This is a genomic window from Mycobacterium sp. GA-2829, from assembly GCF_001499965.1.
Taxonomy (GTDB): domain Bacteria; phylum Actinomycetota; class Actinomycetes; order Mycobacteriales; family Mycobacteriaceae; genus Mycobacterium.
The window spans coordinates 46,093-70,225 of the sequence record NZ_LQIT01000003.1; the positions used below are offsets into that span (position 1 = coordinate 46,093).

The following is a 24,133-nucleotide window of genomic DNA, read 5'->3' on the forward strand; positions in this document are numbered from 1 at the left end:
CATCGTGGTCGGCGGCCAACGACAAGCCAATACCGGCTAGCAGGAAACGTTGCGCGACCCTCAGGTGGCCAGCAGCAGTGCGGCGGCGATGAGCATGACCACGGCGGTCGCACCGTGCACGCCGAGCGAGATCGACCTCGGTCCACCCTCGCTCGCCACGATGACCGCATCGGCAATCGGAATGATGGTGGCCGCCAGAAGGATCCACGCGAGCAGGTGCGGCGTGCCCGTGATCATCAGGACCACGACGAACATCCCCGAGGCGATGTCGCGGATGCCTTTGACCCTCAGGTACGGCTGGGCCGGGTCGGCGGGTACGCCGTAGCCGGCGGCCGCGACGCGCGGTGCGATCAGGAAGCGGGCGCCGATGGCGATGATCGCGGCGGCGATGACACCGGCCAGCACGTAACCGATCGTTGTCATATCAGCTCCAGAGTCGGCTCGAGAAGGACAGACTCGACGTCGAGAATCTCGTCGACGTCGAAATCCGCCATATCGGCGGCGAATTCGCGGCTGGTCATGACGGTCCGCGTGACGTGGTCGATGTCGGCGTCCTCGGAGTAGCGGATCAGCGCGACGAGTCGGTGCGCATCGCCGCTGCGGTCGATCCACACGCCGTGGGTGGTGATGCCGAACTTCTCGAAGGTGTCGACGTGGCGCGCCCAGTGCACGGTCGCATACCGCTGCAGCGCCTCCCGGGAGCGCAGCGTGTAGATCCTGAGCTCGAACATCAGAGCACCAGTCCCACGCACAGCGCGAGGACCGCCAGACCCTGCAGTGCCGCCCGGGTGTCGATGATCCGATCCCATTTTGCCTGCAGTGCACGAGGATCCGGGAGGTCTCCGCCGGCGGCGGCCGCCGCGGTGAACCGCCGGTTGATCGGCGCGCTGACCGTGGCGTAGAGCGCCGTCCACACCAGAAGGAGGATCAGCGCGACAGCCGCCGTGAGGGCCTGCGCCCGGTGCGCCGCGATCGTGGCCAGCACGGCGGTCGCCGCGGTGGCAACCACGCTGAGCACGCCCGGTATCGGCATGCGCCTGTCCCCGTAGCGGTGGACGCCCCCGAGGACCGCGGTCAGGGCACGGTCCCCGACCCCCGCGAGCGCGGGTCTGAGCACGATGGCGCAGAAGACGTCGGTGCCGTAGACCACCGCGGCGCCCAGTACGGCGACCAACGCGGTCAGCGTGATGGCGATGTCCATGTCCCACTCCCTCGATCAGGCGTTAGCAACGCTAACCCCGCATCCCGCCTGCGTCAATAGCAGCGCTAGCGTCAGTAGCAGCGCTAGAGTGGGCTCATGTCCTTGGAGGAGCGTCGCGCTCGAGAGCAGGCCGCCCGGCGTCGGTTGATCGTCAGCACGGCCCGTGGCGTCGCCGAGGCCGAGGGCTGGGAGGCCGTCACCACCCGCCGGTTGTCCGCCGAGATCGAGTACAGCCAGCCCGTGCTCTACAAGCACTTCGCCGGGATGGAGCAGATCGCCGCGGCGGTCGCGGTCGAAGGCTTCGGAGAACTCGCCGAGGCGGTCCGGACCGCGCGCTCCGGCCCGGACGCACTACTGCAGGTCGCGCACGCCTACGTCGATTTCGCCCGCGCCAACCCGGCGGTGTACGACGCGATGTTCACTCGCGGCACCACGCTGCAGTTCGCGGCGCCCGATACGCCGCCCCAATTGAAAGCGGCCTTCGCCGAACTACGCGAAGCGGTCGCGACGGTCGCGGACGGACAGGACGTCGACGCGCTCACCGAGGTGGTGTGGGCGGCCCTACACGGGCTGGTCGCCCTCGGCCGCGGCGGCCGGCTACGCCCCGGCCTCGACGCCGACCGCATCCGACTGCTCGTCGCGCAGATCGCCGGCGCCTGAGCGGATCGTTCGGACGAAAGAAGCGATGGCCGTGCCGATCTCGTCGGCGCTGTCCTCCTGCAGGAAATGTGTTCCCGAAACGGTGATCTCGGTCTGATTGGGCCAGCTGCGGACGATGTCGAGGATGCGTTGCCCGCTCTGGACCACCCCCGGATCTGCGCGGACGAACAGTTTGGGAACGTCGCTTTCGGCCAGCCACGCCCCGAACTCCTCGATCACCTCGACCACCTCGGCGGGTTCTCCGGCGATCGGGACATCGCGCGGCCATGACAGCGTGGGCCGCCGGCCCTCGCCGGGGTTCAGGAACGGCAGGCGATAATAGTTCATCTCCTCGTCGCTGAGAGTGCGCATCACGACGGACGGCAGCACACCCTCGATGAAGACGTTGTTCTCCAACACCATTGCCTCGCCCTGCGGAGAGCGGAGGCCGCGGAACATCTGGGCGACCTCGCCGGGGAAGTCGTCCCACTCCATCGGTACGGAGACGGTCTCCATGTGCACGATGCAGGCGACCCGGTCGCGGTGGTGGTTGGCCCAGTCGAGTCCCAGCGCACCGCCCCAGTCGTGGAGTACGAGCGTGACGCGATCGCCGAGATCCAGCGCGTCCCAGAGCGCGAAAAGGTAGTCGCGATTCTCGTGATAGTGGTAGCTGCCGGGCCCCGGGTGATCCAGTTTGTCGGAGGCGCCCATCCCGATCAGGTCGCAGGCGACGAGTCGGCCGAGCCCTTCCAGGTGCGGCATCACGTTGCGCCACAGGTACGACGAGCTCGGGTTGCCGTGCTGGAACACGATGGCGTCGCCGTCGCCCTCGTCGATGTACGCCATGCGCTTACCGTTGATTTCTTTGTATTGCAGCCGGCCGTACGGCTTCACTCCGGGCATCAGGCGCTCCTCTCTCTGGGTTTGGAACGTAATGCCCACTGCCAGTGGAGGACAGGCGGACGATGGCCAATGACCGCCGGAATGTGGCCGACGCCCGGGATCACTCCCAGACGACCTCGTCAGGAGTCTTGTCGGGCCGCAGTCCCCGCCACGACGGCTGACGCAGCCTGCCGTCGCCGGTGCGTTCGCTGTAGCGCACCTCCCCCACCAGTTCGGGCCGCACGAACGTCACCCCCTTGGCATCCTGGGTGGGAAGCCTTGTGACGAATGGTGATTCCTTCGTGTGGAGGGGTGCCAGCGTCTTCTTGAGCATGCCGAGTTCCTTCTCGGTGAATCCTGTGCCGACGCGGCCGACGAACTCCAAACCGTCGGGTCCGGGGATGCCGAGGACCAGTGCGCCGATACCGCTGCTGCGGCCCCCCTCGCCCTGCCGCCACCCGCCGATCACGACTTCCTGGGTGTTCCAGAGTTTGTCCTTGATCCACGCCGACGACCGTCGCCCCGGCTGATAGGTGGAGTCCCACTTCTTGGCGACGACACCCTCCCACTTGCGTTCGCGGGCGTGGTCGAGCGCCTCGGCGCCGTCCCCCTCGAGTTGCGGCGGCACGATCAGTCCGCCGCCAGCGGCCAAGGTCTCCAACAGTTTTCGGCGGTCGCGATACTTCGCCTTGAGCAGCCACCGCCCATCGAGGCGCAGGATGTCGAAGGCCCAGAACTCGACCCGCGTGGAGCGGGCGCGGTTCTGCATCTGTCCGAAACTCGGGACGCCCTTCTCGTCGAGGGCCACGGCCTCCCCGTCGAGCACCACGTGGTGGTCGGCGAGATCGGCTGCCAGCGCGCGGAATTGAGGGTACTCGGCGGTGACGTCGCGGCCGCTGCGGGACCGCAGGCACAGCTTGCCGTGGTCGGCCTCGACCAGCAGGCGGTAGCCGTCCCACTTGCCCTCGAACGCCCACTGTTTCGCGGTGTACTTCTCGACCGAACCGTGGGTGGCCAGCATCGGCGCGAAGTCCTCGAAGGTCGGGTTGCCCTGGTCCTTCATCCGGTGGGCGAGCCAGTTCTTGCCGTCGGTCTGGATCAGCGCGTAACGCCCGTCGATCTTCTCGCCGTGCAGGGTGATGATGACCTCGCCACCCTTCGCCGGGCCGTCGGGGGCGTGGTCGTTGAACTTCTCGGTGTCGTAGGTGCCGGTGTCCCAGATGATCATGTCGCCGCCGCCGTACTCGCCCTTGGGGATGGTGCCGTGGAAGGTGAGGTACTCCAGCGGGTGGTCCTCGGTGTGGACGGCGAGGCGGTTCTCCGACGGGCGGTCAGGCAGGTTCTTCGGCACCGCCCAGCTGACCAGCACCCCGTCGCGTTCCAGGCGCAGGTCGTAGTGCAGGCGGCGGGCGTGGTGTTCCTGGATGACGAAGCGGTCGTTGTTGCCGGCCTTCGGCGGCCGGGGCGGGACGGGTTCAGGAGTCTTCGAGGGGTCGCGCATGCTGCGGTACTTGGTCAGCCGGTCCTCGACGGGCACCTTCTCGTCGAGGTCGGCGAGCAGGTCGCCGAACTCCTCGATGCGCTCGAGCACTTCGTCGAACCGCAAGTGCCGCAGGTCGGGGTCCTCGATCTCGTCCCAGGTGCGGGGTGCGGCGACAGTGGGCTCGTCGCGGCCCCGCATCGAGTACGGCGCGATCGTCGTCTTGTTGCCGTTGTTCTGGCTCCAGTCGAGGAAGACCTTGCCGGTGCGCAGGCTCTTGGTCATCGTCGCGGTGACCTGTTTGGGCATGGTCTTCTCGAGCTGCTGGGCGATCCGTTTGGCCAGTACCGACGCGCCCTGGCTGCTGATCGGCTCGTCGAGCGGGACGTAGAGGTGTAGCCCCTTGCTGCCGCTGGTCAGCGGGAAGGAGGTGAGGCCGATGCCGTCGATGAGGTCGCGGACCTCGTGGGCGACCTCGCACAGCTGACGGAACGTGACGCCCTCACCGGGGTCGAGGTCGAAGACGATGCGGGTGGCCGGGCCGGGCGTGAGGTTGTCAGGTTCGCCGACGAAGCGCCACTGCGGGACGTGCACCTCCAGCGACGCCTGCTGCGCCAGCCAGGCCAGGCCCTCGCGGGTGTCGATCAGCGGGTAGGTGGTGGTGCCCGACTTGTGCACGATCGTGCCGCGCGCCAACCAGTCCGGGGCGGAGCTGGCCAGCTGCTTCTCGAAGAACTCGAGCTCGCCGACGCCGTTGGGCCAGCGTTTACGGGTGACCGCCCGGCCGGCGATGTGCGGGATCATCGCCTCGGCGACGTTGACGTAGTACTCGAACACCTCGGCCTTGGTGGTACCCGTGGCCGGGTACAGCACCTTGTCCGGGTTGGTCAGGCGTACCCGACCGAAGTGATCCACCACGCCACGGTATTACCCGTTCGCGCGGATGCGTTCATCGCCGACTTCTACACCAGGGTCGTTGTCCACGCCGAAGGACAACCCTGAGGTAGAACTCGCCGTCCACAAGCGCCGCTCCATTCACAGCCACGCGTGCGTCGAGCGCCTCAGGGGCGTGCGTCGTCGGCTGCCGCCGAGAGCATCGACGCATGTCAGAACCGTTCATCGGACGCGAAGCCATCACTCGCGGGAAGCTCACCCGCGGACAACTGCGAGCGCGATACGTCGCCGTCCACCCGGGTGTCTACGCGCCGCGAGGCGCACCACGCACCCTGCTGCTCAACGCATCCGCCGCCTGGCTGTGGACCGGGCGTCACGGCATCATCGCCGGGCGAGCCGCCGCGGCGTTGCACGGGGCGAAGTGGGTCGACGCGACGACGCCGATCGAGATCATCGCCGAGCACGGCCGTCGCAGGGCCGGGGTCATCGTCCGCGAGGAAAGAGTCGGCGACGACGAAGTCGTGTACATCGGCGACCTCCCCGTCACGTCGCCGGCGCGCACGGCCTTCGATCTGGCCCGCCACCTCCCGCGTGACGCCGCGGTCGTCCACCTCGACGCCTTGGGCGCCGCGACGGGGGTCAGCGCTGTCGACATCGCGCCACTGGCCCTGCGCTACCGCGGTGCACGCGGTATCCGGTCCGCGGGCGTCGCGCTCGACCTCATGGATGCCGGCGCAGAGTCACCGCAGGAGACCCGGCTGCGCCTGACGCTGATCGACGGCGGCCTGCCGCGACCCCGGACACAGATCCGCGTCACCGACGGACGTTCGGAGGCGTTCATCGACATGGGTTACGACGAGCCGAAGGTCGGGCTCGACTACGAAGGCGCGCACCACGCGACGATTCGAGGCCAGTACGTGTACGACATCGGCCGGTCCGAATTCATCGCCCGCCAGGGTTGGCTCGATTTCCGGGTGGTGGCCGAGCACAGCAAGCTGTTCATCCTGCACCGCGTCCGGCAAGCCTTCGCCGAACGCGGGTGGACGCCGCCGACTTCTACGTGAGGGTCGTTGTCCACGCCCGAGCACGACCCTGGTGTAGAACTCGGCGCAGCGGGCGGACCTAATTCAGCCGTTCGCCGGTCTCGGGATGGAACAGGTGCACCACACCGTCCGGGTGCTTGCGCAGCTCCACCGTCTGGGCCAGCTTCGGCGCCGTGCGCGGATTGCACCGGGCCACCAGCTCGACGCCGTTCGTCGAGTGCGTGTAGACGTACGCCTCGCTGCCGAGGTCTTCGACGAGGTCGACGACGACGTCGATGCCACCGCTGTCGCTGATCTCCAACTGCTCCGGCCGGATACCGAAGGTCACCTCCGACAGGCCCGCGTCGCTGATCTTGGTCAGGTCGTCGCGCTCGAGTTCCAGCGTGGACTCACCGACCTTCACCCCGTTGGACGTCACCGGCAGCGTCACCAGATTCATCGCGGGCGAGCCGATGAAGCCGGCGACGAACGCGTTGGCCGGCCGGTCGTAGAGCTCGTTCGGCGAGGCGAACTGCTGCAGTTTCCCGAAGCGCAGCACCGCGACCCGGTCCCCCATCGTCATCGCCTCCACCTGATCGTGGGTGACGTAGACGGTGGTGGTGCCGAGCCGCCGCTGCAGCGCGGCGATCTGTGTGCGGGTCTGCACACGCAGCTTCGCATCGAGGTTCGACAGCGGCTCGTCCATGCAGAACACCTGCGGCTCACGGACGATCGCACGACCCATGGCGACACGCTGGCGCTGGCCACCGGACAACTTCGCTGGTTTGCGGTCCAGGAACTCGGTGAGGTCGAGAATCTTGGCCGCCTCCTCGACCTTGCGCCGCCGTTCGTCGGCAGGCACACCGCGCAACTTCAATGCGAAGCCCATGTTCTCGGCGACGGTCTTGTTCGGGTACAGCGCGTAGTTCTGGAACACCATCGCGATGTCGCGGTCCTTGGACGGCACCCCGGTCATGTCCTTGCCACCGATCTCGATGGCGCCCTCGTCGATGTCCTCGAGCCCGGCGAGCATGCGCAGTGCGGTGCTCTTACCTGACCCGGACGGGCCGACCAGCACCACGAACTCACCGTCGGCGATGTCGAGGTTGAGTGAGTCCACCGCGAGCTTGTCCGAGCCCTCGTAGATGCACGACGCGTTCTTGTACGTGATTGCAGCCATTGCGTTCTCCGTGTCTCTCGTGAATCCGGTTACTTGATCGCGCCGAAGGAAAGCCCGCGCACCAGCTTGTTCTGCGCCAACCATCCGCAGATGATGACGGGGAGCGCGGCCATGGTCGCGGCCGCCGACAGCACCGCCCAGTACTGCCCCTCACCGGCGATGAAGCCGACGAGGTACACGGGCATGGTCTGGGCGTTCACGGCGGTCAGGTTCACCGCGAAGAAGAATTCGTTCCAGGCGAAGATCACGCAGATCAACGCCGTCGCCGCGATGCCGGGCGAGACCAGCGGCAGGATCACCTCACGCACCGACCGCCACAGGCTGGCGCCGTCGAGGCTGGCGGCCTCGAGCAGTTCGCCGGGGACTTCGAGGAAGAACGACCGCATCATCCACACCGCGATCGGCAGGTTCATCGCGGTGTAGAGGATGACCAGCGCCCAGATGTTGTCCAGCAGACCGATGTTCGACACGATCACGTACAGCGGCAGGATCACCGCCACGATCGGCAGCATCTTGGTGCTCATGAAGAAGAACAACGCGTCCTGGGTCTTGCGCACCGGGCGCAGCGACAGCGCGAACGCCGCGGGCGTTCCCAGCAGCAGCACCAGGATCGTCGACAACCCGGTGGCGAACAACGAGTTCAGCATTGCGGGTCCGATACCCTGGTCGAACACCGCGCCGTACTGGTCCAGCGTCGGGGTGAAGAACAGCTTCGGCGGGCTGGTCGCCGCGTCACCCTCCTGCTTGAACGACGTCAGGATCATCCAGAACACGGGGAAGAAGAACCCGAGCCCGACGAGCCAGGCCACCACTCCCCACACGGAGAACTTGCTGGACTTCTTCTTCGCGGTGACGCCAGAACCCTGTGCCGGCGTTGCCTTTTCGACGGTAGTTGTCATGTCTAGGCCGCCTCTTCCTTGCCGGTGAACGATTTGAAGATCAATCGCAGTGCGAAGTTGGCGATGATGATCGTGAAGATGACCACCACGACGCCCATCGCCGCCGCCTGCCCCATGTCGAAGCCCAGGAACGCGCGCTGGTAGATGTAGAACGGCAGGTTCGCGCTCGCGATGCCCGGCCCGCCCTGGGTCATCATGTAGATGGCGTCGAAGGTGTTCATCAGGTAGATCGCACCGAGGACGACCCCCAGCTCGATGAAGCGCCGAAGGTGCGGCAGCGTCAGCTCTCTGAAGAGAGAGAACGCGCCGGCACCGTCGACTCGACCGGCCTCCAGGATGTCGCGAGGCATCGACTGGAGGCCGGCGAGGATGAGAAGCATCATGAACGGCGTCCACTGCCAGATCAGTTCGACCATCACCATCGTCAGCGGGAACTGACCGATCCAGTCCACCCTGCCGATGCCCACCAGGGACAGCAGCCAGTTCAGGATGCCGTTGTTGGGATCGAGGATGGTGGTCTTCCAGATCAACGCCGCCGCAACGGGTGTGACCAGAAAGGGGGTGATGAGCAGGGTGCGGACGATCCCCCGGCCGAGGAACGCCCGGTCCAGCAGCAGGGCCAGCAGCAGGCCCAGGAACGCCGAGATGAGCACGACACCGACGATGAGGATGACGGTGTTGCCCGCCACCGACCAGAACTGGCTGTCCTTGACGACGGCGACGTAGTTCTGCACCCCGACGAACTGACGGGATCCGGGGCGCACCAGGTTCCACGACAGGGTCGAGTAGTAGAGCGTGAACAGGAACGGGATCTGCGTGACGATGATCATGAAGATCAGCGCCGGGAGCAACGGTCCGCGCCGTCGCCAGGCCTCGGCCCGGCTGACCCCGACCCCCTGGGCCTCCTTGATCCGGCGAACGCGTTCGGCGACAGCCTCTTCGCCGGTGCCGGCGCCGGCTGCCGAGGTATCGGAGGTAACAGTCATCATTTCTCCTGATAGGTGCGGCCGACGACCTCGGCGTATTCTTGTGCCTGGGCGAGCGCGTCGTCCACCGACTTCTGTCCGGCGATCGCCGCGCTGATCTGTTGGCTCACCCGGGTTCCCAGGTCTTGGAACTCCGGGATCCCGACGAACTGGATTCCGGTGTACGGAACCGGTTGCACCGTGGGTTGATTGGGTGTGGCGCTCTCGATCGACTTGAGGGTCAGCGGCCCGTAGGACTTCGAGATCGCCTCGTACTCGGGCAGTTCGGTGTAGGTCGACACTCGGCTGCCGGGTGGGACGCGCGCCCAGCCGAGCTTCTCCCCCACCAGCTTCATGTAGTCCTTGCTGGTCATCCACGAGATGAACTCCCAAGCGCCGTCGGGGTTCTTGGCGGCCTTGGGTATGCCCAGCGCCCAGGTGTAGAGCCAGCCAGAGTTCGGCTTCTCGACGATCGGCGCGGGCAGATAGCCGATCTTGCCGACCAGTTCCGGGTACTCCTTCGGGTCCTCGAGCACCGAGACGGCCGAGGTCGCGTCGTACCACATCGCGGTCTGACCCTGGCCGAACAGGTTGGCGCACTCCTGGAATCCCGTCGACGCCGCGCCGAGTTCCCCGAAGTCCTTCACCGTGTCGACGTAGAAGTTGACGGCCTCTTTGACCTCTGGGCTGTCGAGTTGGGCGTTCCACTGCTCGTCGAACCAGCGTCCGCCGAAGGTGTTGATGACGGTATCCAGCGGGGCGAGCACCTCACCCCAGCCGGGCTTGCCCCGCAGGCAGATGCCGGCGCGGTTGTCGGTCTTGAGCGCCTCGGCCCACTGGGCGACCTCCGGCCAGCTCGGCTGGTAGTCCGGGCTCTGGTCGACCTGGATCCCGGCCTGTTCGAACAGGTCCTTGCGGTACATCAGGAACGACGACTCCCCGTAGAACGGGACTGCGTACATGTTGCCCTCATACGACAGAGACTCCCGCAGCGACGAGATGAAGTCGTTCTCGTCATAGCCGGGGGTGTTCCTGGCGTACTCCGACAGGTTCGTCAGCCAACCGTCTCTGGCCCACTGGGGCGTCTCGAAGTTGCTGATCATCACGACGTCGAACTCGCTGCCTCCCATCGCGGTCGACATGGTGATCTTGGCGCGCGCCTGATTCTCCGACAGGGTGATGAACTTCAGCTTCGTGCCGGGGTTCTCCCTTTGGAACTCCGACGACAGCTGCTGCGCGTCGGTCATCTGGGAGTTCGACACGAGCGCGATCGTCACCTCGTTGTCCGACGCTCCGAGGCTGCCGGCGCCCGCACAGCCGGAGGTGACCAGCAGCCCGGCCGCGGCCAGACCTCCCGCCAGCCGGCGCAGAACTGTCCGTGCTTTCACCGTCACTCCTTTCCTTGGTCGAGAAGCCAACGCGCGCAGTCGATGTCACAGACCAGCAGCCGGGCCAGCCCGCCGCGCAGTGCGGCGAGCGTGGCCCGGTGCTTCTCCGCACCACTGGCGATCAGGATCGTCTTCTCGCAGGCCTTGACGTCCTCGAGTGCGATGGACACCGCGCGCTGCTGCAGTTCGGTGTCGACGGGGACCCCGTACTCGTCGAAGAACCGGCCGCCGATCTCGCCGACGGCGCCCGCGGCGATCTGCTCGTCGAGCATGCGGGTGTCGAGGTAGCTGCCCTCGAACAGGGTGGTGGAGGTGGAGACCGCGCCGACCCCGAACATCATCACGTCGGCGTGCCTGCCGGCGTCCAGGGTGCGGGAGATCACCGAGTCGCTGCGCATCGACGCGACCGTCGACGGATCGGCGTACAGCGGTGCGGGCAGACGAATGGTTTTGGCGCGCAACATGTCCGCGCACCGACTCAGGATGACCTCGACGCCGGTCTGATAGGCGGCGCTGGACATGGCGCCGTCGAGTTGCACGACGGCCTGACACGTCGCCACCCCGGGCGTCAACGCCCCGGCGACCGCCGCCTGTTCGGGCCCCCACGTGAAACCGAGGACGTGGTCGGGTTCGAGGCGGCGCATCAGCAGTGCGGCGGCGGCGCGTCCGACGCTTGCGTACGTGGCGGGCCGGCCCGGCGAGCCGACGTCGACCCCGTGGCCGGCGATCACCACTTCGGTCAGGCCGAACCGCGCCTCGAGTTCGCGTTCCTCGTCGGCGTGCAGACCGTCCTGCAGTTCGGGCGGGACGACGATCTCGATCCGCACCAGACCGCGGGCCTTGGCCCGGGCGACCAGCCGCCCGGCGGTGGGCCGGGAGACGCCGAGCCGGTCGGCGATCTGCGCCTGGGTCAGACCGTCGAGGTAGTAGAGGGTGGCCGCCCGCAGTGCCAGCCGCAGGTCTTCGGGCGTGCGCTGAGGCGCCCGTCCATTCGCCGCGGGTGCTGACGTCGGTGTCGCCACGCCTCCCACCTCTCCGTGGCTCGGTGAGCATATGCTCACGGGTGCGAGTAGATGCTCATCACGCTAACATGAGGGTGTGACGCAGACAACAGTTTTCTGTCCCGCAGCTTTCCGGACGGCGGTGACGACGCGATGAAACTCAACAAGTCGACGCTGGACGAGATCTCCGTCGACAAACCGTCGTACGCGCGCGACGAGGTCACCGTCGGCATCGTGCACTTCGGTGTCGGCGGGTTCCACCGCGCCCACCAGGCGATGTACGTCGACGGCCTGCTGAACCAGGGCTCGGCCGCGCAGTGGGGCATCTGCGGTGTCGGCGTGCTGCCCGGCGACCGCAGGATGGCCGACGCACTGGGCGGTCAGGACGGTCTGTACACGCTGCTGCTGGAGAACCCCGACGGCACCCGCACCGCCCGCGTCATCGGGTCAATCGTCGACTACCGCTACGCCCCCGACGATCCCGACGGCGTCGTCGAACTGCTCGCCGCGCCGAGCACCCGGATCATCTCGCTGACCATCACCGAGGGCGGCTACGAGGTCGACAAGGCCGACACCGAATCCGTCAACGTCTTCGGGCTGGTGACCGAGGCCCTCGCCCGCAGGCGCGACCGCGGGATCACCTCGCCGACGGTGGTCTCGTGCGACAACATCGAGGGCAACGGCGACGTCGCCCGCGCGGCGTTCATGAGATACGCCGACCGCACGAAGCCCGGCCTCTCGGAGTGGATAGCCGCCAACACCCGCTTCCCCAACTCGATGGTCGACCGGATCACCCCCGTCACCACCGACGAGGTGATCGCCACCGTCCGAGAGCAATTCGGCGTCGACGACGCGTGGCCGGTGGTCGCCGAACCGTTCACCTCGTGGGTGCTCGAGGACGATTTCACCGACGGGCGACCCGCGTTCGAGGACGTCGGCGTGCTGCTGGTCGACGACGTCACCCCGTACGAGCTGATGAAGCTGCGGTTGCTCAACGCCAGCCATCAGGCGCTCTGCTACTTCGGCTATCTCGCCGGCTACCGGTTCGTGCACGATGCCGCGGGTGATCCGCTGTTCGCCGAACTGCTGCGCCAGTACATGGATTCCGAGGCCACCCCGACGCTGCAGCCGGTCCCGGGTATCGACCTGCCCGACTACAAGCGCACGTTGATCGAGCGGTTCGCCAACCCCGGCATCCGCGACACGATCGCACGGCTGTGTTACGGCTCGTCGGACCGCATCCCGAAGTGGCTGCTGCCGGTGGTCCGGGAGAATCTGCGCACCGGTGCGCCCATCCGGTTGTCGGCCGCCGTCGTCGCGAGTTGGGCCCGCTACGCCGAAGGCGTCGACGAACAGGGTGAGCCGATCGACGTACAGGACCAGCTGGCCGACGAGCTGGTGCCGCTGGCCCGCTCGCAGCGGGACAACCCGACGGCGTTCATCGAGAACCGTTCCGTCTTCGGCGATCTCGTCGACGACAAGCGGTTCGTCGAGGAGTACCTGGCGGCGCTGGAGTCACTGCATCGCAACGGTGCGCGCGCCACCCTGGAAGCCTTGGTGCGACAGTCATGACACCTCGGGCGCTGGTGATAGGCGAGGCGTTGATCGACATCGTGGAACGCGACGGCGAGGTGACGGGTGAACACGTCGGCGGCAGCCCGCTCAACGTGGCGGTCGGACTGTCCCGGCTCGGGCGGGAGGTGGACTTCCTCACCCACATCGGCGACGACGAACGCGGCCGGCGCATCGTCGAATACCTCCACGCGTCCGGTGTGGAACTCGTCGCCGGAAGCACGAACGCGACGCACACCCCGACCGCACGGGCCATGCTGGACGAGTCAGGTTCAGCGCGTTATGAATTCGACATCGAGTGGGAACTGGCGGGCACCCCCGAGGCGGCGCCCCCGCTGATCGCGCACACCGGATCGATCGCGACGGTGCTCGAACCGGGGTGCCGGGCCACGGCGGCCCTGCTCGACGCCTACCACCTGTCCGCGACGATCACGTTCGACCCCAATGTGCGGCCCGCGCTCATCGAGGACGGCGGCGCCGCGCGCACGCGGATCGAGCGCCTGGTCGAACGCGCCGACGTGATCAAGGCCAGCGACGAGGACCTGCGGTGGCTCGATCCGCACCGGACGCCGAAGCAGATCGCGCGCTCGTGGCTGGAGCTCGGGCCGTCGATCGTCGCCGTCACCGAGGGTGGCGAGGGCGCCTTCGCGGTGTGCGCGGCGGGGTCAGTGCGGGTGTCGGCGTTCCCGGTCGAGGTGGTGGACACCGTCGGGGCGGGTGACGCATTCATGGCGGGGCTGATCGATGCGCTGTGGACTCACGATCTGCTGGGCGCCGGGAAACGACGGGAATTGCGCGGCATTCACCTGGACACGCTGCATGATGTGCTGCAGACGGCCGCGTTGTCGTCAGCGCTGACAGTGACCCGCGCCGGTGCGGACCTGCCGGATCGGGCGACCCGCGACGCCGCGGCGAGCCAACTCGGCGGTCAGCGGTGAGTATGTGGGCCATACTGGGCTGATGCGATCCATCTGGAAGGGTTCGATCGCCTTCGGCCTGGTGAACGTACCGGTCAAGGTCTACAGCGCGACCGAGGACCACGACATCAAGTTCCACCAGGTCCACGCGAAGGACAACGGGCGGATCCGCTACAAGCGGACCTGCGAGGTGTGCGGTGAGGTCGTGGAGTACCGCGACATCGCGAAGGCCTTCGAGTCCGACGACGGTCAGATGGTGGTCATCACCGACGAGGACATCGCCACGCTGCCGGAGGAGCGCAGCCGCGAGATCGAGGTGCTCGAATTCGTGCCCGCCGCCGATCTCGACCCGTTGATGTACGACCGGAGCTACTTCCTGGAGCCGGACGGTAAGTCGTCGAAATCGTATGTGCTGCTTGCCAAGACGTTGTCGGAGACCGACCGGGTGGCGATCGTCCACTTCGCGTTGCGGAACAAGACCCGATTGGCCGCGCTGCGCGTCAAGGACTTCAGCAAGCGTGACGTGATGATGATCCATACGCTGCTGTGGCCGGACGAGATCCGCGATCCCGATTTCCCGGTCCTCGACAAGGAAGTCGAGATCAAGCCGGCGGAGTTGAAGATGGCCGGTCAGGTGGTCGAGTCGATGACCGACGATTTCAATCCGGACCGCTATCACGACGACTATCAGGATCAGCTGCGGGAGTTGGTGGACGCCAAACTCGAAGGTGGTGAGGCGTTCGCCGTGGAGGAGCAGCCCACCGAGCTCGACGAGACCGAGGACGTGTCGGATCTGCTGGCCAAGTTGGAGGCCAGCGTGAAGGCGCGGCGGTCGGGGTCGAGTTCCGATGACGCCGCCGAACCGAAGAAGGCGCCGGCCAAGAAGTCGGCGGCCAAGAAGTCGGCGGCCAAGAAGACCCCGGCCAAGAAGTCGGCGGCCAAGAAGGCACCGGCCAAGAAGACGGCGAAGAAGGCCGCGTCGAAGAAGTCCTGATCTCGCCGCCGCCGAACGTGCGCTCAGCGCGAGATCCGATGCGGTTTTTCACAGTGAGCGCACGCTCGGCGCTTCCGGGGTCCCATTAGAACGTGTTCCAGAAACCTCACTCGCCATGCGGCGCGCCTTGCTACGGTGACGGCCGTCGAAGGAAGTGAGGCATACGTGATCCTGGACAGATTCCGGCTCGACGGACAGGTCGCCGCTGTCACCGGCGCCGGCCGCGGACTCGGCGCCGCCATCGCCGTGGCGTTCGCGGAAGCCGGTGCGGACGTGGTGATCGCGGCCCGCACCCAAGCCCAACTCGACGAGGTCGCCGACCAGATCCGCGCCACCGGCCGTCGCGCCCACGTCGTCGTCGCCGACCTCGCCCACCCCGACCAGACGGCCCAGCTGGCCCCCGCCGCGGTCGAGGCGTTCGGAAAACTAGACATCGTCGTCAACAACGTCGGTGGCACCATGCCGAACAGCCTCACCAACACCTCGGTGAAGGACCTCAAGGACGCGTTCACCTTCAACGTCGCCACCGCCCACGCGCTGACCACCGCCGCCGTACCGCTCATGCTCGAACACTCCGGCGGCGGCAGCGTCATCAACATCACCTCGACCATGGGCCGTCTCGCCGGCCGAGGCTTCGCCGCCTACGGCACCGCCAAAGCCGCGCTCGCGCACTACACCCGGCTCGCCGCCCTCGACCTCTGCCCGCGCATCCGCGTCAACGCGATCGCCCCCGGCTCCATCCTCACCTCGGCGCTCGACATCGTCGCCAGCAATGACGACCTGCGCGAGCCGATGGAGAAGGCCACCCCGATGCGCCGGCTCGGCGACCCCGAGGACATCGCCGCCGCGGCCGTCTACCTGGCCTCCCCCGCCGCGAGCTACCTCACCGGCAAGACCCTCGAGGTCGACGGCGGTCTGACGTTCCCCAACCTCGACATGCCCCTCCCCGACCTGTAGGAGTCCCATGGCCATCCGCGTCGCCCAGATCGGCACCGGCAACGTCGGCGCACACGCGCTGACCCACCTCATCACCGACCCGCGGTTCGAGCTGACCGGCCTCTGGGTGTCGTCGGCCGCCAAGGCCGGCCGCGACGCCGCCGAACTCGCCGGCCTGGCCGAACCGACCGGCATCATCGCCACCAACGACCTGGACGAGATCCTCGCCGCCGCACCGGACTGCACGGTCTACACCGCCATGGCGGACAACCGGTTACCCGAGGCCCTCGAGGACTACCGTCGCATCCTCGCCGCAGGCATCAACGTGGTCGGCAGCGGGCCGGTCTTCCTCCAGTACCCGTGGCAGGTGCTGCCCCAGGAGTTGATCGCCCCGATCGAAGAGGCCACGGCGACCGGCAATTCCAGCGTGTTCGTCGGCGGGATCGACCCCGGCTTCGCCAACGATCTGTTGCCGATGGCGTTGGCCGGCGCCTGTCAGCGCATCGAGCAGATCCGCTGCATGGAGATCGTCGACTACGCCACCTACGACAGCCCCACCGTCATGTTCGACGTCATGGGTTTCGGTAAACCGCTCGACGAGCTCCCGATGCTGCTTCAACCGGGCGTGTTGAGCCTGGCGTGGGGTTCGGTGGTCCGCCAACTCGCCGCCGGACTGGGCATCGAACTCGACGAGGTCACCGAGACCTACGTCCGCGAACCCGCACCGGAGGACTTCGAGATCGCGTCCGGGCCGATCGCCGAAGGCACCGCGGCCGCACTGCGTTTCGAGGTGCGCGGCATGCGCGACGGCCGGCCGGTCGTCGTCCTCGAACACGTCACCCGGCTACGCGCCGACCTCTGCCCGGACTGGCCGCAACCGGCTCAGGAAGGCGGCTCTTACCGCGTCGAGATCACCGGCGAACCGACCTACACCCTCGACCTGTGCCAGAGCAGCCCCAACGGCGACCACAACCGCGCCGGTCTGGTCGCGACGGCCGCACGCATCGTCAACGCGATCCCCGCGGTGGTCGGCGCGAAGCCCGGGATCCGGACAACCCTCGACTTACCACTCATAACTGGCAACGGACTAGTAGGCTCCTGCTCGTAAGCTGCAAGCCGACCCAAGGACGGTCCCATGCGTACTGCTCTGCGCTTTCTCCTCCCGCTCGCTGCGGCCGCGGGTGCCGCCGCAGCAATCGCGGCCGCACCGGTCGCCGGCGCGCAGCCCAGCGGCGAGCACGACGGCAAATGCCTCAACGTCGCCCCCAACGCCCTCGGCCAGGGCACCTCGTGCCCGCCGTGGGAGACCCAGTTCGCCACGCAGCCCAAGGACATCCACAACCAGAGCACGTTCCTGTACCCCTGGGGTGACGCGTACTACGGTCCCGCCACGGTCGTCGACTGGGGCTGACCGACATGAAGAAGGTCGTTGGCCTCGTACCGCTCGCCGCGGCAGGTATCGGGGCGGCACTGCTGTTCGCCCCAACGGCGGCGGCGCAGCCGAACTGCGTCACCACAGGTCAGACCGGCATGGGCGGGTCGACCACCCAGTGCAGCACACCGGGTAACACGCAGATCGTCACGTCCCCGGGCCAGACCAACTACCTGTACCCGTGGAATGACTATTACTACGGTCCGGCTCTCGTGATGGGCTGGTAGCCGGCCCCACCACATCCCTCCTCTTCGGGAGGTGTTCCGATGCGAATCCAACTCGCAACGGCCACAACGATTCTCGCTCTTGCGACCGTATCGGCGATGCCTGTCGCCGCCGCGGCACCCGACTGCGTCAACACCGGTCCCCGCACCACCCAGTGCGAGACCGGCGGCAGCACCCAGATCGTCACGTCACCGCAGGAGGTCCTGCCGTACAGCGGCTGGGGCTACGGGTACGGCTATGGCGGTGGTCTGCTGATCGGCTTCGGCTTCTGATCCGGACACCCGCTTACCCCACCGACCGAGTTTTCGGCTAACCTAACTTTTCTATTCGCTGCGCCGCAGAGAGGAAAAGACCGGGTGCTGCCGGACATCGACAGTCGGAACAGATCTGCCTGGGTGCTGCTCGGGCCTGCGTTCGTGGCGGCCATCGCCTACGTCGATCCGGGCAACGTCGCGGCGAATGTCAGCGCGGGCGCCCAGTTCGGTTTCCTGCTGGTCTGGGTGATCGTGCTGGCCAACGTGATGGCCGGGCTCGTGCAGTACCTGTCGGCGAAACTCGGTCTGGTCACCGGCCGTTCGCTGCCCGAGTCCGTCGCCGACCGGGCCCGCACACCGACCCGCATCGCCTACTGGATGCAGGCCGAACTCGTCGCGATGGCCACCGACCTCGCCGAGGTGGTCGGCGGGGCGATCGCGCTGTACCTGCTGTTCGATCTGCCCCTGCTGATCGGCGGCGTCATCACCGGTGTGGTGTCGATGGTGCTGCTGGCGGTGCAGAACCGCCGCGGCCAACGCCACTTCGAACGGGTCATCACCGGCCTGCTGGCGATCATCGCCATCGGGTTTCTGACCAGCGTCTTCGTCGAGCCGCCGCCGCTCGCCGACGTGGCGGGCGGGCTGCTGCCGCGCTTCGACGGCGCCGAGAGCGTCCTGCTGGCGACGGCGATGCTCGGCGCGACGGTGATGCCGCACGCGGTCTACCTCCACTCCGGCCTGGCGCGTGACCGCCACGGACATCCCGAACCGGGCGCCCGCAGGCAGCGACTGCTCAAGATCACCCGCATCGACGTCGGCCTGGCGATGCTGATCGCCGGTGCGGTCAACATGTCGATGCTGCTGGTGGCCGCCACCAACCTGCAGGGCATGACCGACACCGACACCCTCGAAGGTGCGCACGCCGCGGTCGAGACCACGCTCGGCCCCGCGGTCGCGCTGTGTTTCGCGATCGGCCTGCTGGCCTCCGGTCTGGCGTCGACGTCGGTGGGCGCCTACGCCGGGGCGATGATCATGGGCGGTCTGCTGCGCCGCAGTTATCCCCTGCTGCTGCGCCGCCTCGTCACGCTGATACCCGCACTGGTGATCCTCGCCGTCGGCGTCGACCCGACGCGCGCACTGGTGCTCTCGCAGGTCGTGCTGTCGTTCGGCATCCCGTTCGCGCTCATCCCGCTCATCCGGTTGACCAGCGACCGCTCGCTGATGGGCGATGATACGAACCACCGCGTCACCACGGCGCTGGGCTGGGTCGTCGCTGGTTTGATTACTCTTTTGAACGTGGTCCTGATCTATCTGACCGTGTCAGGCTGAATGCGCGACGGTCGACACGCCTACTTCGCGTACGGGTCCAACCTGTGCGTGCGGCAGATGGCGCAGCGCTGTCCCGACGCCGCCGACCCGCGCCGGGCGACGCTCGCCGACCACGACTGGCTGATCAACGAACGCGGTGTCGCCACCGTCGAACCGCTCGACGGCGCGCAGGTGCACGGCGTGCTGTGGCAGGTGTCCGCCCACGACCTGGCCACCCTCGACAGCGCCGAAGGCGTCCCGGTGCGCTACCGCCGCGACCGGCTCACCGTGCAGACCGACGACGGTCCCGCGCCCGCGTGGGTGTACATCGACCACCGCGTCGAACCGGGCCCGCCGCGGCCCGGTTACCTCGAACGCATCATCGACGGCGCACTGCACCACGACCTGCCGCAGCGCTGGATCGAGTTCCTCCGCCGCTGGGATCCGGCGAACTGGCCGCACCGCCCACCGCACGCGGCTAGCGATGGCCCGCAATCCCTTTCGGAACTGCTCACCGATCCCGCGGTGCAGGAACACAGCACGCTCCGCTCGCGGTTCGGATTCCTCGCCATCCACGGCGGTGGGCTCGAGCAGATGACCGACGTCATCGCCGAATGCGCGGCGGAGGCCGCCGGGGCGTCGGTGTACGTGGTGCGCCATCCCGACCAGTACCCCTACCACCTGCCGTCGGCGCGCTACCTGGCCGCCGAGTCGGCGCGGCTCGCAGAGTTCCTCGACCACGTCGACGTGACGGTCTCGCTGCACGGCTACGGCCGCATCGGGCGCAGCACGGAACTGCTGGCCGGCGGGCGCAACCGCACGCTGGCCACCCACGTCGCCGCCCACCTCGACCTTCCCGGCTACCGGGTGGTCACCGACCTCGACGCAATTCCACCAGAGCTGCGCGGACTGCACCCCGACAATCCGGTCAACCGAACCCGTAGCGGCGGAACGCAACTCGAGCTGAGCTCGCGGGTGCGCGGGCTGAGCCCCCGCAGTCCCCTGCCCGGCGACGACGGGCTGTCGCCCGCCACGTCGGCACTCGTGCAGGGGCTGGTGGCCGCGGCCCGCAGCTACCGCTGAACCGGCGTCTCCTCCAGGTCGAGCACCGGGGTCGGGCGGCGGAAGCCGTGGGTGACGACGGCCAGCCACACGAAACCGGCTGCCAGCCAGATCAACCCGATGGTCAGCGACTCGGTCGACAGGCTCGTCCACAGCCACACGGTGAGCCCGAAACCGATCAGCGGCAGCACCAGGTTGTTGAGCACGTTCTTCTCGCCGGCGTCGATGAAGTAGTGCTTGAGCACCGTGAGGTTGACCGCCGAGAACGCCACCAGCGCACCGAAGCTGACCACCGAGGCCAGGATCGCCAGGTCGATCACCAGGGCCAGCAGCGAGATCACCGAGATCACCAGGATCGCCCACGTCGGGGTGCCGAACTTGACCGAGACGTGCCCGAACACCTTGCGCGGCAGCACACCGTCGCGACCCATCGCGTAGATGATGCGCGCCACCGACGCCTGCGAGGTGAGCGCCGAACCCGTCGCGCCCGCGACGTAGGCGGCGGTGAAGAACGCCGCCAGGAACGCGCCGCCCGCGGCCTGCATCACGTCGAGCGAACCTGAGTCGACGTCGGTGAACGCGTTCGACGGGAACACCACCTGCGAGGCGTAGGACAGGACGATGAACAGCACACCGCAGATGACGGTGGCCAGCATGATGGCCTTGGGCACATCACGCTTGGCGTCCCGGGCCTCCTCGGAAAGCGTTGACACCGCGTCGAATCCGAGGAACGACAGGCACAGGATCGCCGCACCCGCGAGCACGGGGCCCATGCCGTCCGCGGTGCCGTCACCGCGGAACGGTGCCATCACGTCGACGGTGCCCGCCCCCGAGACCGACGCGATCGTCATCACGAGGAACACCACGATGAACACCGCCTGCACGGCGATGATCAGCATGTTGGCCCGCGCCACTGACACGATGCCGACGATGTTGAGCACCGTGACGACCGCGATGGAGACCACGACGATGACCCACTGCGGGATCGCAGGGACCGCGGCGTTCAGGTAGAGCCCGATGACCAGGTAGTTCAGCATCGGCAGGAACAGATAGTCCAGCAGCAGCGACCACCCGGCGAGGAAGCCGATCGGGGCGCCGAAGGTCTTCTGCGTGTAGGCGTACGCCGAGCCGGCGACGGGGTAGGCCGCGGCCATCCGCGCGTACGACCGCGCGGTGAAGATCATCGCCGCCAGGGTGACGACGTAGGACAGCGGCACCCGGCCGCCGGATTCGACGGTGACGATGCCGTAGGTGGTGAACACCGTGAGCGGCACCATGTACACGAGGCCGAACAGCACCAGTGAGGGCACGCCGAGCACGCGGCGCAGGTGGCCCTCACCCTCCCCGACGGTCGGGTCGAGAGGTGTGGTCGATGACATCAAGACTCCCTTCAGCGGGCCGACGGCCCTACGAGCTTGCCGCTCAGACAGGTTCCGCGCACGGTGATCGCGGGAATCTCCAGGGCGGGGGTGGATCGCGGGTCGGCGCTCAACCACACGAGGTCGGCGCTGGCGCCGGGCACGAGGCGGCCCCAGCGCTCCTCGGCGAACGCCTGCCGGGCCACGCCCGCGGTGTAGGCGCGCATCGCGCGTTCCGTCGGCACGATCTCCTGCGGGGTCCAGCCGCCCTCGGGGACACCGTCGACGGTGCGCCGTGAGGCCGCGACCGCGATGCCGTCCAGCGGGGCGCCCGAGGACACCGGCCAGTCCGAACCGAACGCCAGCACGTCGGATTCGTCGAGCGTGCGCATCCGGTACTGCCGTTCGGCGCGCTCCCGGCCGAGCCGCGGCACGGTCAGCACCGTCATCAGCGGATCGAGCTGTGCCCACAGCGGCTGCATGTTCGCGATGACGCCGAGGCGGGCGAACCGGTCGATGTCCGCGTCATCGACGAGCTGCGCGTGGGCGATGACCGGCCTGCGGTCGCGCGGACCGTTGACCGTGATCGCGTGTTCGATGGCGTCGAGGGCCTGGCGCACCGCGGCGTCGCCGATCGCGTGAATGTGGATCTGGAATCCGAGTTCGTCGACGCGGCGCACGGACTCGGCGAGCGAATCGCCCTCCCACACCTGCATGCCGTGGTTGTGCAGGCCGGAGCAGTACGGCTCGATCAGCGCGCCGGTCTCGTTCTCCACCACGCCGTCGGCGAAGAACTTCACGGTCTGCGCGGTCAGCAGCGGATGCCCGAGCTCCTCGACGCGGCCGCGGGCCTCGACGAAGTGCGCGAGCTGGGCGTCGAAGTGCCGCGGATCGGCGTAGAGCGCGAGGTTGAACCGCATCCGCAGGGCGTCGCGGCGGGCGGCGGCGAGGTAGGTGTCGACGTCGCCGGGTTCGACCCAGGCGTCCTGCACCCACGTCACGCCGCGGGCGAGGTAGTAGTCGGCGGCGGTGCCGAGCGCCGCGATCCGGACGTCCTCGTCGCGCTCCGGCATGACCGCGGTGACCAGGTCGACCGCACCCCATTCGCGCAGCGTGCCCAGCACCGAGCCGTCCTCGCGGTGCGGGATCTCCCCGAGCACCGGGTCCGGGGTGTCGGCGGTGATCCCGGCCCGCTCCAGCGCCACCGAGTTGCACCACACCGTGTGGTAGTCCCACGCCCGAAGCATCACCGGCCGGTCGGGCACCGCGGCGTCGAGCCAGCGCGCGTCGAACAGACCGCCCTCGGCGAGGCTGCCGTCATAGGAGGCGCCGACGATCCACTCCGCCTCGGGATGAGCCTCGGCGAAGCCGCGCACCGCCTCGACGATCTCGGCGACGGAACTGCAGCCGCGCACCGGCGGACCGACCGCCTCGAGCCCGCCGAGCAACGGGTGGGCGTGGCCGTCCCCGAACGAGGGCATCAGGAATCCGCCCTCGAGGTCGACCTCGTCGTCGGCGGGAGCAGCGAGGGCCTCCTCCCCGATCGCGGCGATCACGCCGTCGACCACCAGCAGCGCGTCGGCCACGGGTGCGGAAGTGCCGGTCCAGATGGACCCGTTACGGAAAACGGTCGCTGCCACGGGGGGGAACTATAACCATCCTTACGGCCGGCGGCTCCGAATGCAGAATGTGGAAACGAAAACGTCGCCTGCGCTGTACCGGACCCGGGTCACCCATCTGCGCCGTGCGCCCGTACACCACTACTTCGAGCTGAACAGCTACAGCTGGTACGTCGACCTCGACGAGCTGCCGAACCTGCCCGGCCGGCTGCGGTGGTGCGCCCGATTTGAGGCGCGGGACCACTTCGACGGCATCGAGGGCGACACGTTGCGCGCGCGGGTCGACGCCTTCCTGGCGCAGCGCGGTATCCATCTCGACGGCGGCCGGGTCACCGCGCTGCTGCAGCCGCGGGTGCTCGGCTACGCATTCAATCCGCTGACCCTCTACTGGTGCCACGACGCCCAGGGCGTGCTGCGCCACGTGATCGCCGAGGTGCAGAACACCCGCGGGGAGTGGCACGCGTACGTGATCCCGCCGGACGGCCCCAACCCGGCGATGGTCCGCAAGCGGTTCCAGACCTCCCCGTTCAACGGCGTCGACGGGTACTACCTGGCGCGGATCCCCCGGCCGGACGAGGAACTCGACGTCACGATCTCGCTGCACCGCGAGAACCAGCCCGCGATCGTCGGGACCCTGCGGGGCACCCGGCGGCCGGCCACGTTGGCGCAGGTGCTGCGGCTGCGGGCGACCAAACCGCTCGCCCCGCAGATGACGGCGCTGAGCCTGCGCGTGCAGGGGCTGATCCTGCGGGCGCGGCGGGTGCCCGTGGTGGCGCAGCCGGCCGCCGAGACGCCGCTGCTGCCGACCCCGCGGGTGGCGCCGTGCGGAGCAAAGGCATGACCGTTGACCGAAGTGCCTGCGGGCCAAGCCGTTCCGGGCATCCCGCCCGGGGCGGGCCATACCT

Annotated in this window: 25 protein-coding genes; 13 read left to right on the forward strand and 12 right to left on the reverse strand. The window is 68.0% G+C overall.

The features are described from left to right. Window positions 1-60: 60 nt before the first annotated feature. The 3 genes from AU194_RS02910 to AU194_RS02920 are packed head-to-tail and all read right to left on the reverse strand — an operon-like array spanning window position 61 to window position 1,201. Entirely contained in the window at window positions 61-423 is a 363-nt protein-coding gene (locus AU194_RS02910; RefSeq protein ID WP_059087731.1) for a DUF4267 domain-containing protein, read from the reverse strand. Next, entirely contained in the window at window positions 420-731 is a 312-nt protein-coding gene (locus tag AU194_RS02915; protein WP_059087732.1) for an NIPSNAP family protein, read from the reverse strand. The genes AU194_RS02910 and AU194_RS02915 overlap by 4 nt, the downstream gene beginning before the upstream one ends. Beyond that, window positions 731-1,201 carry a DUF1772 domain-containing protein gene (locus AU194_RS02920; protein ID WP_059087733.1) on the reverse strand — a complete coding sequence of 157 codons (471 nt, stop codon included), beginning with the start codon at window positions 1,199-1,201 and terminating at the stop codon, window positions 731-733. Before AU194_RS02920 ends, AU194_RS02915 begins: the two co-directional genes overlap by 1 nt. A gap of 96 nt (window positions 1,202-1,297) precedes the next feature. Here AU194_RS02920 and AU194_RS02925 point away from each other — a divergent pair, with 96 nt between their 5' ends. Beyond that, window positions 1,298-1,861, forward strand: a complete 564-nt coding sequence (locus tag AU194_RS02925) for a TetR/AcrR family transcriptional regulator (protein WP_059087734.1) — start codon at window positions 1,298-1,300, stop codon at window positions 1,859-1,861. On the opposite strand, the gene AU194_RS02930 is transcribed toward AU194_RS02925, so the two are convergent. Both AU194_RS02930 and AU194_RS02935 read right to left on the reverse strand, forming a co-directional pair. Further along, complete coding sequence (locus AU194_RS02930; RefSeq protein ID WP_059087735.1) at window positions 1,799-2,743, reverse strand: haloalkane dehalogenase; 945 nt, start codon at window positions 2,741-2,743, stop codon at window positions 1,799-1,801. The two genes, AU194_RS02925 and AU194_RS02930, sit on opposite strands and share 63 nt — an antisense overlap. A 100-nt stretch (window positions 2,744-2,843) precedes the next feature. Further along, complete coding sequence (locus tag AU194_RS02935; RefSeq protein WP_059087736.1) at window positions 2,844-5,120, reverse strand: ATP-dependent DNA ligase; 2,277 nt, start codon at window positions 5,118-5,120, stop codon at window positions 2,844-2,846. A 185-nt stretch (window positions 5,121-5,305) separates the two neighbouring features. Between AU194_RS02935 and AU194_RS02940 the strand changes: the two genes are divergently transcribed. Further along, a complete protein-coding gene (locus AU194_RS02940) occupies window positions 5,306-6,160 on the forward strand; it encodes a hypothetical protein (protein WP_059087737.1) in 855 nt (284 codons plus the stop codon). A gap of 58 nt (window positions 6,161-6,218) precedes the next feature. On the opposite strand, the gene AU194_RS02945 is transcribed toward AU194_RS02940, so the two are convergent. The 5 genes from AU194_RS02945 to AU194_RS02965 are packed head-to-tail and all read right to left on the reverse strand — an operon-like array spanning window position 6,219 to window position 11,572. Next, window positions 6,219-7,298 carry an ABC transporter ATP-binding protein gene (locus AU194_RS02945; RefSeq protein WP_059087738.1) on the reverse strand — a complete coding sequence of 360 codons (1,080 nt, stop codon included), beginning with the start codon at window positions 7,296-7,298 and terminating at the stop codon, window positions 6,219-6,221. Window positions 7,299-7,327: 29 nt separating this feature from the next. Next, the gene (locus AU194_RS02950) at window positions 7,328-8,197 is read right to left on the reverse strand and encodes a carbohydrate ABC transporter permease (protein ID WP_059087739.1); all 870 of its coding nucleotides are present in this window, start codon (window positions 8,195-8,197) and stop codon (window positions 7,328-7,330) included. 2 nt (window positions 8,198-8,199) lie between these two features. Further along, window positions 8,200-9,183, reverse strand: coding sequence for a carbohydrate ABC transporter permease (locus AU194_RS02955; protein WP_059087740.1), 984 nt, complete (start codon window positions 9,181-9,183; stop codon window positions 8,200-8,202). Next, on the reverse strand, window positions 9,183-10,550 hold the full coding sequence (locus AU194_RS02960) for a sugar ABC transporter substrate-binding protein (RefSeq protein ID WP_059087838.1): 1,368 nt from the start codon (window positions 10,548-10,550) through the stop codon (window positions 9,183-9,185). The genes AU194_RS02955 and AU194_RS02960 overlap by 1 nt, the downstream gene beginning before the upstream one ends. Before the next feature lie 2 nt (window positions 10,551-10,552). Then, complete coding sequence (locus AU194_RS02965) at window positions 10,553-11,572, reverse strand: sugar-binding transcriptional regulator (protein ID WP_059087741.1); 1,020 nt, start codon at window positions 11,570-11,572, stop codon at window positions 10,553-10,555. Between the two features lie 132 nt (window positions 11,573-11,704). On the opposite strand from AU194_RS02965, the gene AU194_RS02970 reads away from it, so the two are divergent. The 10 genes from AU194_RS02970 to AU194_RS03015 all read left to right on the forward strand — a co-directional run bounded on the left by AU194_RS02970 (window position 11,705) and on the right by AU194_RS03015 (window position 20,272). Next, window positions 11,705-13,123, forward strand: a complete 1,419-nt coding sequence (locus AU194_RS02970) for a mannitol dehydrogenase family protein (RefSeq protein WP_059087742.1) — start codon at window positions 11,705-11,707, stop codon at window positions 13,121-13,123. Continuing rightward, a complete protein-coding gene (locus AU194_RS02975; protein WP_059087743.1) occupies window positions 13,120-14,061 on the forward strand; it encodes a carbohydrate kinase in 942 nt (313 codons plus the stop codon). The genes AU194_RS02970 and AU194_RS02975 overlap by 4 nt, the downstream gene beginning before the upstream one ends. A gap of 22 nt (window positions 14,062-14,083) precedes the next feature. After that, a complete protein-coding gene (locus AU194_RS02980) occupies window positions 14,084-15,034 on the forward strand; it encodes a Ku protein (RefSeq protein WP_059087744.1) in 951 nt (316 codons plus the stop codon). A 165-nt stretch (window positions 15,035-15,199) separates the two neighbouring features. After that, complete coding sequence (locus AU194_RS02985) at window positions 15,200-15,991, forward strand: SDR family oxidoreductase (RefSeq protein WP_059087745.1); 792 nt, start codon at window positions 15,200-15,202, stop codon at window positions 15,989-15,991. Between the two features lie 7 nt (window positions 15,992-15,998). Beyond that, window positions 15,999-17,078, forward strand: coding sequence for a diacylglycerol kinase (locus AU194_RS02990; protein ID WP_059087746.1), 1,080 nt, complete (start codon window positions 15,999-16,001; stop codon window positions 17,076-17,078). Window positions 17,079-17,105: 27 nt separating this feature from the next. Further along, entirely contained in the window at window positions 17,106-17,381 is a 276-nt protein-coding gene (locus AU194_RS02995; RefSeq protein WP_059087747.1) for a hypothetical protein, read from the forward strand. Window positions 17,382-17,386: 5 nt separating this feature from the next. Then, on the forward strand, window positions 17,387-17,629 hold the full coding sequence (locus tag AU194_RS03000) for a hypothetical protein (protein WP_059087748.1): 243 nt from the start codon (window positions 17,387-17,389) through the stop codon (window positions 17,627-17,629). Between the two features lie 96 nt (window positions 17,630-17,725). Beyond that, the gene (locus tag AU194_RS03005; protein ID WP_231743138.1) at window positions 17,726-17,899 is read left to right on the forward strand and encodes a hypothetical protein; all 174 of its coding nucleotides are present in this window, start codon (window positions 17,726-17,728) and stop codon (window positions 17,897-17,899) included. A gap of 84 nt (window positions 17,900-17,983) precedes the next feature. Further along, on the forward strand, window positions 17,984-19,210 hold the full coding sequence (locus AU194_RS03010) for an Nramp family divalent metal transporter (RefSeq protein ID WP_059087750.1): 1,227 nt from the start codon (window positions 17,984-17,986) through the stop codon (window positions 19,208-19,210). Then, a complete protein-coding gene (locus AU194_RS03015) occupies window positions 19,211-20,272 on the forward strand; it encodes a poly-gamma-glutamate hydrolase family protein (protein ID WP_059087751.1) in 1,062 nt (353 codons plus the stop codon). Here AU194_RS03015 and AU194_RS03020 read toward each other — a convergent pair. Both AU194_RS03020 and AU194_RS03025 read right to left on the reverse strand, forming a co-directional pair. Further along, window positions 20,263-21,630, reverse strand: coding sequence for an APC family permease (locus AU194_RS03020; RefSeq protein WP_059087752.1), 1,368 nt, complete (start codon window positions 21,628-21,630; stop codon window positions 20,263-20,265). The two genes, AU194_RS03015 and AU194_RS03020, sit on opposite strands and share 10 nt — an antisense overlap. Before the next feature lie 11 nt (window positions 21,631-21,641). Beyond that, a complete protein-coding gene (locus tag AU194_RS03025) occupies window positions 21,642-23,249 on the reverse strand; it encodes an amidohydrolase (RefSeq protein WP_059087753.1) in 1,608 nt (535 codons plus the stop codon). A 40-nt stretch (window positions 23,250-23,289) separates the two neighbouring features. Between AU194_RS03025 and AU194_RS03030 the strand changes: the two genes are divergently transcribed. Continuing rightward, window positions 23,290-24,069 carry a DUF1365 domain-containing protein gene (locus AU194_RS03030; RefSeq protein ID WP_059087754.1) on the forward strand — a complete coding sequence of 260 codons (780 nt, stop codon included), beginning with the start codon at window positions 23,290-23,292 and terminating at the stop codon, window positions 24,067-24,069. The last annotated feature ends 64 nt before the right edge of the window (window positions 24,070-24,133 follow it).

Excerpts from the sequence above, each read along its gene's own strand:
- AU194_RS02990 (WP_059087746.1), top strand. The coding sequence starts at position 15,999 with ATGGCCATCCGCGTCGCCCAGATCGGCACCGGCAACGTCGGCGCACAC.
- AU194_RS03015 (WP_059087751.1), top strand. The coding sequence starts at position 19,211 with ATGCGCGACGGTCGACACGCCTACTTCGCGTACGGGTCCAACCTGTGC.
- AU194_RS02955 (WP_059087740.1), bottom strand. The coding sequence starts at position 9,183 with ATGACTGTTACCTCCGATACCTCGGCAGCCGGCGCCGGCACCGGCGAA.
- AU194_RS03005 (WP_231743138.1), top strand. The coding sequence starts at position 17,726 with ATGCCTGTCGCCGCCGCGGCACCCGACTGCGTCAACACCGGTCCCCGC.
- AU194_RS02940 (WP_059087737.1), top strand. The coding sequence starts at position 5,306 with ATGTCAGAACCGTTCATCGGACGCGAAGCCATCACTCGCGGGAAGCTC.
- AU194_RS02930 (WP_059087735.1), bottom strand. The coding sequence starts at position 2,743 with ATGCCCGGAGTGAAGCCGTACGGCCGGCTGCAATACAAAGAAATCAAC.
- AU194_RS02995 (WP_059087747.1), top strand. The coding sequence starts at position 17,106 with ATGCGTACTGCTCTGCGCTTTCTCCTCCCGCTCGCTGCGGCCGCGGGT.
- AU194_RS03020 (WP_059087752.1), bottom strand. The coding sequence starts at position 21,630 with ATGTCATCGACCACACCTCTCGACCCGACCGTCGGGGAGGGTGAGGGC.
- AU194_RS02975 (WP_059087743.1), top strand. The coding sequence starts at position 13,120 with ATGACACCTCGGGCGCTGGTGATAGGCGAGGCGTTGATCGACATCGTG.
- AU194_RS02910 (WP_059087731.1), bottom strand. The coding sequence starts at position 423 with ATGACAACGATCGGTTACGTGCTGGCCGGTGTCATCGCCGCCGCGATC.
- AU194_RS02945 (WP_059087738.1), bottom strand. The coding sequence starts at position 7,298 with ATGGCTGCAATCACGTACAAGAACGCGTCGTGCATCTACGAGGGCTCG.
- AU194_RS02925 (WP_059087734.1), top strand. The coding sequence starts at position 1,298 with ATGTCCTTGGAGGAGCGTCGCGCTCGAGAGCAGGCCGCCCGGCGTCGG.
- AU194_RS02970 (WP_059087742.1), top strand. The coding sequence starts at position 11,705 with ATGAAACTCAACAAGTCGACGCTGGACGAGATCTCCGTCGACAAACCG.
- AU194_RS03030 (WP_059087754.1), top strand. The coding sequence starts at position 23,290 with ATGCAGAATGTGGAAACGAAAACGTCGCCTGCGCTGTACCGGACCCGG.
- AU194_RS02950 (WP_059087739.1), bottom strand. The coding sequence starts at position 8,197 with ATGACAACTACCGTCGAAAAGGCAACGCCGGCACAGGGTTCTGGCGTC.
- AU194_RS02920 (WP_059087733.1), bottom strand. The coding sequence starts at position 1,201 with ATGGACATCGCCATCACGCTGACCGCGTTGGTCGCCGTACTGGGCGCC.
- AU194_RS02915 (WP_059087732.1), bottom strand. The coding sequence starts at position 731 with ATGTTCGAGCTCAGGATCTACACGCTGCGCTCCCGGGAGGCGCTGCAG.
- AU194_RS02980 (WP_059087744.1), top strand. The coding sequence starts at position 14,084 with ATGCGATCCATCTGGAAGGGTTCGATCGCCTTCGGCCTGGTGAACGTA.
- AU194_RS03000 (WP_059087748.1), top strand. The coding sequence starts at position 17,387 with ATGAAGAAGGTCGTTGGCCTCGTACCGCTCGCCGCGGCAGGTATCGGG.